This window comes from Paenibacillus sp. FSL H3-0321, from assembly GCF_038002865.1.
GTDB lineage: Bacteria > Bacillota > Bacilli > Paenibacillales > Paenibacillaceae > Paenibacillus_AQ.
In genome coordinates, this window is record NZ_JBBODH010000001.1 from 6,240,777 (window position 1) to 6,253,706 (window position 12,930).

10 protein-coding genes are annotated in these 12,930 nt (G+C 48.6%); 8 read left to right on the forward strand and 2 right to left on the reverse strand.

The window, feature by feature from the left end; translation table 11 throughout:
• Positions 1-206: 206 nt before the first annotated feature.
• Positions 207-1,472, forward strand: coding sequence for a tyrosine--tRNA ligase (gene tyrS, locus MHI45_RS27810; RefSeq protein WP_341119850.1), 1,266 nt, complete (start codon positions 207-209; stop codon positions 1,470-1,472).
• Between the two features lie 131 nt (positions 1,473-1,603).
• Here the strand turns inward: tyrS and MHI45_RS27815 are convergent, their stop codons facing one another.
• Entirely contained in the window at positions 1,604-1,897 is a 294-nt protein-coding gene (locus MHI45_RS27815; protein ID WP_341119767.1) for a hypothetical protein, read from the reverse strand.
• Positions 1,898-2,146: 249 nt separating this feature from the next.
• Between MHI45_RS27815 and MHI45_RS27820 the strand changes: the two genes are divergently transcribed.
• Both MHI45_RS27820 and MHI45_RS27825 read left to right on the forward strand, forming a co-directional pair.
• Positions 2,147-3,178 (forward strand): FIST signal transduction protein, encoded by a 1,032-nt coding sequence (locus MHI45_RS27820; RefSeq protein ID WP_341119768.1) that lies wholly within the window; start codon positions 2,147-2,149, stop codon positions 3,176-3,178.
• 12 nt (positions 3,179-3,190) lie between these two features.
• On the forward strand, positions 3,191-4,267 hold the full coding sequence (locus tag MHI45_RS27825) for a methyl-accepting chemotaxis protein (RefSeq protein WP_341119769.1): 1,077 nt from the start codon (positions 3,191-3,193) through the stop codon (positions 4,265-4,267).
• Positions 4,268-4,408: 141 nt separating this feature from the next.
• Here the strand turns inward: MHI45_RS27825 and MHI45_RS27830 are convergent, their stop codons facing one another.
• On the reverse strand, positions 4,409-4,588 hold the full coding sequence (locus MHI45_RS27830) for a hypothetical protein (protein ID WP_038588023.1): 180 nt from the start codon (positions 4,586-4,588) through the stop codon (positions 4,409-4,411).
• A 234-nt stretch (positions 4,589-4,822) separates the two neighbouring features.
• Between MHI45_RS27830 and MHI45_RS27835 the strand changes: the two genes are divergently transcribed.
• The 5 genes from MHI45_RS27835 (at position 4,823) to MHI45_RS27855 (ending at position 12,929) form a co-directional block, all read left to right on the forward strand.
• On the forward strand, positions 4,823-5,545 hold the full coding sequence (locus MHI45_RS27835; protein WP_038588026.1) for a GntR family transcriptional regulator: 723 nt from the start codon (positions 4,823-4,825) through the stop codon (positions 5,543-5,545).
• A gap of 264 nt (positions 5,546-5,809) precedes the next feature.
• Positions 5,810-8,194, forward strand: coding sequence for a phosphoketolase family protein (locus MHI45_RS27840; RefSeq protein ID WP_341119770.1), 2,385 nt, complete (start codon positions 5,810-5,812; stop codon positions 8,192-8,194).
• Between the two features lie 222 nt (positions 8,195-8,416).
• On the forward strand, positions 8,417-10,249 hold the full coding sequence (locus MHI45_RS27845) for a serine hydrolase domain-containing protein (RefSeq protein WP_341119771.1): 1,833 nt from the start codon (positions 8,417-8,419) through the stop codon (positions 10,247-10,249).
• Between the two features lie 66 nt (positions 10,250-10,315).
• On the forward strand, positions 10,316-11,314 hold the full coding sequence (locus MHI45_RS27850; RefSeq protein ID WP_076113609.1) for a LacI family DNA-binding transcriptional regulator: 999 nt from the start codon (positions 10,316-10,318) through the stop codon (positions 11,312-11,314).
• 121 nt (positions 11,315-11,435) lie between these two features.
• Positions 11,436-12,929: a glycoside hydrolase family 32 protein gene (locus MHI45_RS27855; protein ID WP_076113613.1), complete on the forward strand. Its 1,494-nt coding sequence runs from the start codon at positions 11,436-11,438 to the stop codon at positions 12,927-12,929.
• Position 12,930 lies beyond the last annotated feature (1 nt).

Here is a 12,930-nt window from a genome sequence, read left to right on the forward strand (position 1 = left end):
GATAACTCGCTGAAAGTGGTACGGACACAGCTGTTAAGTGTTCGTGCAATTTGGGTGGTAACACGGTTAATTATAGTCGTCCCTGTGTCTTCATAGACAAGGGGGCGATTTTTTTGTTGGCCAAATCCTCCGAAACCCAGCCGCTGTGCTTGCTTCAACGTAAATCCAAAGAACACGAATAATTACACAAAAGGGGCTGTATCATGTTGAACATTATTGATGAGCTGGAATGGCGCGACGCCATTAATCAGCAGACGGATGCGGAAGGACTGCGGGAACTAACGAATACGAAGGCGATTTCGCTCTATTGCGGCGTTGACCCTACAGGCGACAGCATGCATATCGGCCATTTGATTCCCTTTATGATGCTGAAGCGTTTCCAGCTCGCCGGACACCGTCCGGTAATTCTGATCGGCGGGGCAACCGGCACAATCGGCGATCCAAGCGGCCGCCAGAGTGAGCGTTCGCTGCAGACGATGGAGCAGGTGCAGGAGAATGTTGCAGCGCTGACTGCTCAAATGAAGAGATTGTTTGTTACCGACGGTGACAACCAGGTGCGCATGGTCAACAACTACGACTGGACGAAGAACATTAACGTGATCGAATTCCTGCGGGACTACGGCAAAAACTTCAGCATCAACACGATGCTGGCCAAAGATGTTGTTTCCAGCCGGCTCGACAGCGGGATTTCGTTCACCGAATTCGCCTACCAGATTCTGCAGTCGATTGATTACCTGCATCTGTACCAGCATGAGGATGTGCAGCTGCAGATCGGCGGCTCTGACCAATGGGGCAATATTACAAGCGGACTGGATCTTATCCGTAAAAAAGAAGGCAGCGAAGCCAAGGTGTTCGGCCTTACCATCCCGCTGATGCTCAAATCGGACGGCACCAAATTCGGAAAAACCGCCGGGGGCGCCGTGTGGCTTGATCCTAAGAAAACGACGCCGTATGAGTTCTACCAGTTCTGGGCCAACACCGATGACCGCGATGTGGTGAAATACCTCAAATACTTCACGTTCCTGAGCAAAACGGAAATCGAAGCACTTGCCGAAAAAGTACAAACCGAACCGCATAAACGGGAAGCTCAGAAAGCACTGGCCGAAGAGATGACCCGGTTTGTTCATGGCGAAGAGCTGCTGGAGCAGGCAAAACGTATCACCGCTGCCCTGTTCAGCGGGGATATCCGCTCTCTGACCGCAGACGAAATCGAGGAAGGCTTCAAGGAAATGCCGACCTATACCGCAGCCGCTGAATCGAAAAATATCGTGGAATGGCTGGTGGACTTAGGGATTGAGCCGTCCAAACGCCAGGCGCGTGAGGATATCAGCAAAGGGGCAATCTCCATTAACGGTGAGCGTGTGAGTGAGCTTGAAGTGGAGATTACGGCTGATCATGCTATCGGCGGACGATTCATCATCATCCGCAAGGGCAAGAAAAATTACAGTCTGGTAAAACTGACCCAAAACTGACCTAATATCGCACTACGCGATGCTCAACACAAAAGCCGCCGAACCCTGAGAGGTTCGGCGGCTTTTTGTAAATATAATTATTTATATGCTTCACGCTATAAAATATCCGTTTCCGCTTGGTTGATCAGATATTATTCATCCTCAAGCTTTGCAAGCTCATCCTCAAGTCCGGCGAGACTTGTGCGGATAGCTTCGGCTAAGGCATGTTGTCTGGTTGCCTGCTCCAGCAGTTTCTCCTCCTCGGAGGCATCAGTCACCGGGTCATACGCCGGAGAGGTTCTTAACCGGTTCAAATCTGCCTCACAAGCTTTTCCGGCATGTTCAGCTTGCTTCAATTCTTCCCCGGCGATGCCAATCTGGTACTCCAGATACGTGAAGTCAGATGAGGCTGCGCTGTGGGTTGAACGCTGTGAATAAGTCATCATGCACCTTCTTTCCTGTCCTTTCGGGTAACTGTACGTTCATCATACAAGCTTTCCGGGATGACCTCAACTGACCGATAAGCGTATGCTTTTTCAGCCATGGAATTGCGGTCTCTGCAAGCTGCCTGCGACATTGCTCACAGACAACAATCCCCATTCTTGTTTTACCATTAGAGAATTGAAAATAAAAGCTAAATTTTTCAATAACAGTTTACAAGGGAAGCTTCCCGCGAAAGAAGGTTGTTATACATAATGAAAGCTTTATCTTTTGACACATTGGACGAAGTTAAACGTTACCTGGGGGAAAAGCCAAGCAGCCGTGGTCTCGTGCTGTTCGCCTCCGCTGGTGCAGTCAGGGAATTGTCCCCGCACGCGCCTGCAAATGCCGTGTTATGTTCGACCAAAGGTGAATATACCCCGAAGGGTTACCGGAACGGCGTGGTTTCGGGGTTTGAATACGATGCGGATATCGCCGATATTGTGGAGGTTCTGCACCCGCCCGTGCTCAGCGGCGATAACCTCAAGGCCTCGTACCATAAAGTAAAAGACAACGTGAATGCGTTTCTGCTGCTGCTGTGCGACGGAAGGGCTGCAATGGAGGAGACGATTCTCTCCTCGCTTTATTTCATCGATCAAGAGTTCAAGGTGCTTGGCGGAAGCGCAGCGGATGATGAGAGCGGAGAGACCTATCTTTATATCGGAAGCCGCCGGGTGCGCAACCTGGGAATCTTTTTCAATTTGACCGTCCGTACCGCATTGATCAAAGAGAACATATACGTTCCCACCGGAACGAAACTGCTGGTAACAGAAGCGGATGTGTTTGGACGAACGGTATATTCGTTTAACGGCCGCCCGGCGGCGGAGGAATATGCGCGTGTGCTGGATGTGGAGGAAGCCCTGTTAGCCGGGCATTTCCTGAGCAACCCGCTAGGCAAAAGGTACGAAGACGATCTGATTATCGCATCTCCGATGGTCATCAATCCGGACAAGTCTATTACCTTCTACAGCCAATTGATGCCGAGCACTTATCTGGAGGTGCTTAGCGCGGCTGACCCGCTTGTGGTGCTGGAGCAGACACTGCGTGAGATTCCGTTTAAGCCTGCTTTTGTACTCAACATCAATTGTACGCTGCGCGACCGGCTGTTCCTCCGGGATGGCTTGTGGGCAGGATTTGACGACAAGATGATCGGGTTCTGCGGGAATACCGCCGGCTTCATCAGCTACGGGGAGCAATATTACAAAAAGCATGCCAACCAGACAATGGTATTACTGCTGGTCGGATAAGGGGGACTCATTATGCAATGGATCAACAAGCTGCGTGCTTCATGGGGGAAAAGCAGCCGTGACGCAGATATAGAAACTCATGGCAGCGTCATCCAGACAGAAAAGGACAGTATGCCCGGCCAATCAAGCACCTGGAATGATTCGAATCCCGTCTCCAAGCCATTATCCTATGGCATTCATGCCTATTCCTTGGCGGAGCAGATCAGCCGCGAAACCGGGTTCATCCTCCAGGAAGAGGGACGGATGGTAGAGGATTTCGCAGCTCTGCGCGCGGGAAGCGGAGAGATGATTAGCCAGATCGGCGGAACGCAGCGGCTGCTGGAGCATTTGAAGGCCAACAGCGAGCAAACTGAAAGGCTTATCAATGAAATGTATGGCAGTCTCGCGTTTTCCTCAAACAAAATTGAATATGCGAAGGAAGCCAACGTACAGATATCTGCTGAAATGCAGAAAGCCTCGGCGATATTCACCCAGTTTGTGTCTTTAAATCAAGAGCTAAGCCAGCATTTTCAGAGTATTGGGCAGCTGGCGGGCATTATTACGGAAATCGCCGAGCAGACCAATCTGCTGTCCCTGAACGCAGCCATCGAGGCGGCAAGGGCTGGTGAGCATGGACGGGGGTTCGCGGTCGTTTCTTCAGAAATCCGCAATCTTGCCGACCGGACCCGCAGCCACGTGGAAGAAATTATGGGTTCGCTGTCGGGGATGACAGGCGTGATAGAACAGCTACACGACAAGTCCAGTGATGGAACACGGGCCATGGCAGAGACGAACGAGCGGATCGGCCAATCGACCGTTTATATGAACGAGATCGTCGAAGCGGAGGAAGAAGTATTCCAGCATCTGGAGAAAATTCAGGTTTCCCAGGACAGCAGCCTTGAAGATGTGGAACGCATCAATGCCGATCTGCTGCATGTCATAGAGAAATCAGGACAGGATTCCGAACAGTTTGAGATGCTTGTCCTTACGATTCAGAAAAAAGCTGATCATTTTCAGCAGATGCTGAATCACTTGCATCAGATAGCGGAGCTAAGGAAGCTTGATGAAGAGGGAGATACATCCGCCCGGCGTAATAAGACCGGTTTGTAAAGAGCGGCTTTAATGGTAAGTAAAAAGGTCTGCCGCTTAAAAGAGAGCAATAAAAAACCCGCAGTAAGGATGATTCCCTTGCTGCGGGTTGCTTGCGTTCTTGTCTATGTCAGTGTGTATGTAATATAGATAGACAGACGTTTAGTTTTTATCGATGAGTTCAAGTTTTTCAAGGATCTTTATTGTTGTTAAGGCGGATAACTGAACGGCTAATTCAACGCTTTCTTTCTGAATTCCGTCCTTCTCAATAGCATCCTTGTTCTCTGAGAAGACTTCTTCAGTTACTTGGCTGATCAGACTTTTGACGATTTCAATATGCATAATAAACTCCCCCTCTCCGGAAAAATAGCCACATTCTTATATTTCGGCAGATCATCAGGTTTTTCTTTGAAATAAACCTTCCTTAATTAGCAGAAATCGGGTGGAGAAAAGTATAAACCATCTCATTATTATGATATAGTTAATATTGATTTTTAATCCAAACCCTTTCGTTAGACAGAAGAGGTTGTTTGAATACATATCAATTGTTACAGAAGACCTGAGAGGGAGTACTCCATGACACAATTTGTCTACAAGCAAATAATTGATGACCTTAAAATGAAAATCTTTGCTGGACAGTTTGCGGATATGCGATTACCCGATGAACGCAGTCTTAGCGAAACGTATCAGGTTAGCCGCAGCTCCATCAAGCGCGCATTAACCAAAATGGAAAGTGTCGGAATCATTTTCAAGAAACGAGGTTCAGGCACGTTTATTAACCCCTTATACATAAAAAACGAATCCATCTTCAATTACGAAGGTTCCAATCTGGGTGTCACCGACAATTTCCAGATGCATGGCAAGAAACCTAAAGTCAAAGTGTTGAATTTCGAGGTTATTCCGCCAACAAAAGAATTGCAGCGGGATTTGTTTCTGGGGCCCCATGATTTTGTATACAAAATCGTCCGCTTGCGCCTGTTCGATGATGATCCCTTTATGATAGAGACGGGTTATATCCCGATAAAAATCGTCCAGGATTTAAATCAGACAATTATCGAGGGCTCCATTTTTAATTATCTGGAAGACTCGCGCAACCTGGCCGTAACCAAATCATTTTTATCTATTTTTGCCGAGCCGTCCTTGTCCACGGATCAGGAGCTGCTGCACTTGAAAGAAAATGAACCTGTTGGCATTATGGAGGGGATTTTCTTTTTGGACAATGGTACTCCCTTTGAATTTTCCCATATGCGGTTTCATTATCAATATTTGAAATTTAATACGTTTGTATCTGTTCATTAAGGAGCAGAATAAGACCGGGAATTTTCCCGGTCTTATTTTTTTGTATACTTTACTTTTTTGTGGATGTAACGTATTTACATAAATTTCAATATAACCGTGTTTTGACAGCGTTTTTCCTGAGTTTTTCATACTATGTTCAAATTTTCACAAAATTGGACCGTATCACTTGTCAAAAAGGTTGTATTTATTTTGAGCAGAGGTATGATGTATTTGTAGAGAAAAAGGATGGCAATAAGCAACAATATATATATAGGAGTGGATGAAATGGGATTATCAACCATGAAAGTCGATTATTCGTCTAAAACGTATCTGGAAAAGCTTGACGCTTATTGGCGTGCTACCAACTACATTTCGGTAGGTCAGCTGTATTTGAAAGACAACCCGTTGTTAAGAGAACCTTTGAAAGATGCTGACGTTAAGATTAAACCTATCGGACACTGGGGTACCATTCCCGGCCAGAACTTTATTTATGCCCATTTGAATCGTGTAATTACTAAATATGATTTGAACATGTTCTATGTTGAAGGTCCGGGTCATGGCGGTCAGGTTATGGTTTCGAATTCCTATCTGGACGGAAGCTATACTGAGATTTATCCGGAAATTACGCAGGATATCCCGGGTCTCAAAAAACTGTTCAAACAATTCTCGTTCCCGGGCGGCGTTGCTTCCCATGCTGCACCTGAAACTCCGGGATCCATCCATGAAGGCGGCGAGCTGGGTTATTCTTTATCCCACGGCGCTGGCGCTATTCTGGATAACCCTGATTTGATTTCGGCTGTTGTCGTTGGAGATGGTGAGGCTGAAACCGGACCACTGGCCGCATCATGGTTCTCCAACCGCTTCATCAACCCTGTTACAGATGGCGCTGTTTTGCCGATTCTGCACTTGAACGGATTTAAAATCAGCAACCCGACGATTCTGTCCCGTCAATCGAAAGAAGAAATCACCGCTTACTTTACAGGCATGGGCTGGGAGCCGTTTTTTGTTGAAGGTGAAGACCCTGAACATATGCATCCGGAAATGGCGAAGGTACTCGATACTATCGTCGAAAGAATTGCAGCCATTCAAAAAAATGCGCGTGAAAATAACGACCTTACCCGCCCGGTATGGCCGATGCTCGTCTTCCGTTCCCCGAAAGGCTGGACTGGACCGGCAGCATGGGACGGTGTGCCGAATACTGGTTCGTTCCGTGCCCACCAGGTTCCAATTCCGGTTGACCAGAAAAATATGAAGCATGCTCCAGCTTTGCTTGAATGGATGAACAGCTACAGACCGGAAGAATTATTTGATGAGAACGGCCGCTTGAACGCAGAGCTTGCCGAAATCCTGCCTACAGGCGACAGACGTATGGGGATGAATCCTGTTACTAACGCTGGCAACCTTATCAAAGATTTGCGTCTGCCGGATTTCCGCGATTATGTGCTTGATAACTCCGTTCCAGGTAAAGTAGTAGCCCAGGATATGGCCGTTCTCGGAAAATACCTGAAAGAGGTTGTCCTGCTCAATGAAGATAACCGCAATTTCCGGATTTTCGGACCGGATGAAACGATGTCCAACCGTCTGGGACCTGTGTTTGAAGTGACCAAACGCCAATGGCTGGATCAAATTAATGAACCTAATGACGAATTCCTCGCTTCGTATGGCCGTGTAATTGATTCCCAATTATCGGAACATCAGGCGGAAGGACTGCTGGAAGGTTATGTAGTAACCGGACGTCATGGCTTCTTTGCAAGTTATGAAGCTTTCCTGCGCGTTGTGGATTCGATGATTACCCAGCACTTCAAATGGCTGCGTAAAGCAACCGATCAAGGCTGGCGCGCTGATATCCCTTCACTCAATGTTGTCGCAACTTCAACCGTGTTCCAGCAGGACCATAACGGTTATACGCACCAGGATCCGGGTTTGCTGGGTCACCTGGCAGACAAAAAACCGGAGTTCATCCGGGAATATTTGCCGGCTGATGCCAACTCCCTGCTGGCTGTATTTGACACCATCCTGAACGACCGTCAAAAGATCAACCTGATTGTGTCGTCCAAACATCCGCGTCCACAGTGGTTCTCTGCTCAAGAGGCGCAGGAATTGGTTGATAAAGGACTCAAGATCATTGACTGGGCCAGCACAGACAAAGGCGGAGAGCCTGATGTTGTATTCGCTTCTGCAGGTACCGAACCTACGATTGAAGCTTTGGCTGCCATCTCTATCCTGCATGAGAAATTGCCTGAGCTGAAAATCCGTTATATCAACGTGGTCGATCTGCTTAAGCTGAGAAGCCAGAAACTTGATCCGCGTGGTTTATCCGACGATGAGTTTGATCAATTTTTCACAAAGGATAAACCGGTCATCTTCGCTTTCCATGGTTATGAAGGCCTGATTAAAGACTTGTTCTTCGACCGCCACAATCATAACCTGCATGTGCATGGCTACCGTGAGAACGGCGACATCACGACTCCGTTCGATATGCGTGTACTGAATCAGATGGACCGTTTCGATCTGACGAAGGAAGCTGTTCTGAGCTTGCCTGCAGCTGACAAACACACTGCCATCGCGGATGAGATGGATGCTATGGTTAAGAAGCATTATGAGTATATCCGTGAAGAGGGCATTGACCTGCCTGAAGTGGAGAATTGGGTCTGGAAGAGTTTGAAATAAGTTTGAGAAATCCGTTTGTAAATGTATGATGAAGTTGAAAGTGCCTGTCCCAGTGTGCATTAGGGGCAGGCACTTTTTTTGAAACGTATTCTATAGTAGGATTTAAGTGCCACCTTGTGGAATATTAAGGAATTGTTATATTGAATTTCAGAACATGAGAAAAGGAAGTAATGCATGAGAAGACAACACGAAAGTTATAGGTTTACAAAATTAGGTGTCACAATGCTGTCTGTCATGCTGCTGCTGCTGTCACTGGCTCTTCCAGTCCAGGGTGCTGGAGGGAAAGGGGATACGACTCCCTCAGGCTCACCGCTGTCTTCGCTCGGGACCATTACAGATACTTATGTCGCTGCCCGTCAGCGGACAACAGCAGCGGTTTCGGTTGTTGTTATCAAGGACGGCCAGACCGTCTTCGATAAAGCATATGGCTTCGCGGATATCGAGCGCCAGGTCGCAGCTGATACAGACACTGTTTTTGAATGGGGCTCGACTACGAAGCTGCTGGTCTGGACCAGTGTGATGCAGCTGGCAGAGCAGGGCAAGCTTGATCTGGAGACAGATATCCGTGAATATCTTCCTCAGGGCTTTCTCAAAAAACTGAAATACGAAAAACCTGTCACGCTCTTGAACCTTATGAATCACAATGCTGGCTGGCAGGATCGAATAACCGATTTGTACTATTTTGCAGAGGAAGATATTCCTGAGCTGGGGGAGGCGCTGCAGACTTTTGAACCGCGGCAGGTTTATCAACCGGGAACGGTGGTGGCGTATTCCAATTTTGGTGCGGCCTTGGCTGCCTATATAGTGGAATTGCAGAGCGGTGAGCCATTTTATACCTATGTGAAACAACATATCTTTGAGGTGGTGGGCATGGACAATACGTCCATACACCCAGCGCAGCAGGATAATCCGGCTATTGCGCAGCGCATGGACAACATCCAAGGATATACAACCAGCCTGAAGCTAATCAAGAAGAATAGAGGGTATATGGGGATTTATCCGGCAGGAAGCGCTATGGGAACCGCAGAAGATGCAGCGAAATTCCTGGCAGCTCTGATGCCTGCAGCCGGCAGCAGCAGTCCGCTGTTCCAGAGCCAAGCAGCTTTAAAAGAAATGCTGTCCCCAAGCCTGAATTACGAGGGAACCGCCATTCCAAGGATTGCCCACGGTTTTTTTGAGATCAACCATACCCTTCCTGCATTGGAGCATGGCGGCAATACTGCAGCCTTTTCCAGCAAGTTTACCTTGGATCCGGCTTCCGGCTTTGGGATGGTCGTGTTGACTAACCAGGCCAATGAGTGGGAGTATACCACCGGTCTGACCGATAAGGTGTTTGGCGAATACAAACCGGAAGCCTATAGCGGCGATATGCCAGAGAGTTCAGAGGTGGAGGGCCAATACCTGTCAGCACGAAGAGGGGTCCATGGATTCACCAAAATCCTGGGTTACCTTAACGGCCAAAAGATCACAGCAATTAACAACCGCACTTATAGCGCTAACGGCCTCCCCTTTAAGCAGATCGCACCTTATATGTATGCTCCGGTACATCAATCGGGACTGGAGTATTTTATACACGATCATGGCACGGTTACCAAAAAGTCCACTGTCTACAATGATGCTTTTCCAGTCTCGGGCTTAACTGCATACAGCGTAACCATTTCCCTGACCCTACTTGGCATCGCTGCATTGTTCACTATCGTTGCACTGATCAGCGGTCTTGCCGGATTTATCTTCCGCAGAATCAAGCGGCAGACGAAGGCGGCCTCCGAATTCTACAAATATCATCTATGGGTGAATACTGCCGGACTTTTGTTAATAGTAAACAATGCGATTTTAGGCTATAGATTGATAAATTACACCACGTACTCTTCCATTCGTATTCATTTTATAGGTAACCTCCTATATGTTCTGCTGGCAGGGAGTTATATCGTTCTGTTACTAATGTGGCTGCGGCGTACGCAGAGTGGTGAAAAAGGAAAAATCATGTACGTGTTATCTGGTGCTTCGGCATTGATATTTAGTGCTATTATAGGGGGCTGGGATTTGTTCTATTAAGCTGACTGGTATCCATGTGGTAAAATAGAGGGATATGAAAGTAAAATTCAGCTAGGAGCCCTGAGAATGAAAACTATCATTGATATCGCCCGGGCGGCGGGTGTGGCTAAAAGTACGGTCTCAAGATATTTGAACGGTGGTTCTGTCAGCGATGCGACGAGAGAGAAAATCGAACGCATCATCAAACAGAACCAGTATGTGCCCAACACATTCGCCCAAAGCCTGAAGGCAAAGCGGACCAGCATTATCGGCACAATCGTTCCGCGCTTGGACTCCTATGCAGTCTCACAGACCTTGATGGGCATAGACGATGAGTTGCGGGGACGCCAGTATCAGCTGCTCATTGCCAACACTAATCAGGACTTGGAGCGGGAAATTGAATTCATTTATGAGATGGCGAGGCAAAAAGTTTCTGGTCTGCTGCTGCTGGCGGCGCAAGTAACGGAGCGGCACCTGAAGGCGGTCCGGGACTGCAAAATTCCGGTTATACTGATCGGGCAGCAGCATGCAGACCTGCATAGCGTGATTCATGATGATGTAACGGCCGGTTATCTGATGGGCAAGCACATTCTTGAAAAAGGACATCGGCACATCGCTTATCTTGGTGTTACGGAGCAGGACATCGCGGTAGGTGTAAGGCGGAAGCAAGGCTTCCAAAGGGCTCTTCGCGAATACGGGAATTGCGATGCAAGGTTTTATACCTCCGGATTCAGAATGAACGAGGCTGTGACGGCGGCCGATTTGCTGTTTGAGGACAGGGTGCCTACAGTCATCGTGTGCGCGACCGACAATATTGCGCTCGGTGTGATGAAAGCAGCCTCGCTCAGACATATACTGATTCCCTCCGGAGTGTCGGTGACGGGATTCGGCGATTACGAGGTCACTGAGATTGTTCATCCGGCGTTGACGACTATGAGATTTTATTACAGAGAAGCCGGGCAATTGGCTGCGGAGAACATCATAGCCTTGGTGAATGGAGAAGAGGTCGCCAAAGTCTCCGTCTCCGGCTGCGAAATTATTCAGCGAGAAAGCGTTGACAATTTGACTGAACTCAGCATACAATAATGTTGGAACCGGTTCCGGACCTTTTTTCACAGCGATGTTGGAAAGAGGTTTTCTTTTTAAGATATTTGGAACCGGTTCCGTTAAAGAGAACTAGACCAAATAGATAGTGGAGAGTCTGATGATAAAAATGGATAGAAAACAGCTGTACCGTCTTATCGAAGAAGCAGAGCCGGGTGAACGGGAAGCGCTTGAGCGGCTGGTCGCACGCAGCCCATGGAGACAACAATTTCATATCCAGCCGGAAGCAGGATTACTGAATGACCCTAACGGCTTCTCCTACTACGGAGGCGAATACCACTTGTTTTACCAGTGGTTTCCTTTGGGGACGCAGCATGGCATGAAATATTGGTATCATACTTCTTCTTCCGATCTGGTGCACTGGAAGAACCTTGGCATCGGCATTGCTCCGGGCGGGCAATACGATTCACACGGGGTGTTCTCGGGCAGTGCGATTGAGAAGGATGGCAAGCTGTTCCTGATGTATACGGGGAATACCCGCACCGAGGACTGGATCAGACTGCCCTATCAGTGCCTGGCTGTAATGGAACGGGACGGAACGGTTATAAAGCTCGAGCGTCCGGTGATATTCGATGTGCCGCCTGGCTATACAGATCATTATCGTGATCCGAAAGTGTGGAAGGCAGCGAAGGGCTACTACTGTGTCATCGGTGCACAGCGCACTGATCATACAGGCTGCGTTGTGCTGTACAGCTCGCCGGATTTGCACAATTGGCGTTTTGAAGGGGAGCTTGGCACCCGGTTGATGGAGTTTGGATATATGTGGGAATGTCCCGATTACTTTGAACTGGACGGAGCGGGGGTACTGCTGTTTTCCCCGCAAGGTCTTTCGCACGAGGGCGACAAATTCCCGAATATCTATCAGTCAGGATATCTCACTGGCGATCCGTTGCACTTGCCGGACAGGGATTTCCGCCATGGTGAATTTCGGGAGCTTGATTATGGCTTTGATTTTTATGCGCCTCAGACAACCCAGGCACCCGACGGCAGACGTTTGCTGGTCGGATGGATGGGGCTGCCGGAGATTGATTATCCTACGGATCAGCATGGCTGGGCGCATTGTCTGACTTTACCCCGCGAGCTGACCTTGGAGAACAGCCGTCTGATCCAGCGTCCGGCCAGAGAACTGGTCAAACACCGGGGGCGGATGACAGAGGCCCACACGGTAATACACAGCGGGACAGCTGAGATGAAGGAGCTTGGGGGCACCGTCTATGAGCTGCTGGCCCAGATCCGGGAGGATGGAGCAGAACGCTTTGGTATTGAGTTCCGTGTCGGCCCCAATGAGAGAACGGTCATCTATTACGATACCGCTGCGGGGAAAGTGGTACTGGACCGTTCCGAGTCAGGTCAAGCCCTGGCCCTGGAGTTCGGGATGGTGCGGAGCTGCACGACCGATCTTCGGGATCGCATGCTAACCCTGCAAATGTTTGTGGATACATCATCGGTTGAAGTGTTTGTGAATGACGGAGAAACGGTATTTTCGGCGAGAATTTTTCCTGAACAGGTAAGCACAGGCATCCGCCTTTATGCCGAAGGCGGCAGCGCGGAGTTCCGGGTTGTCCAATGGGAGATTGAATACAACGGGGAGGAATAGC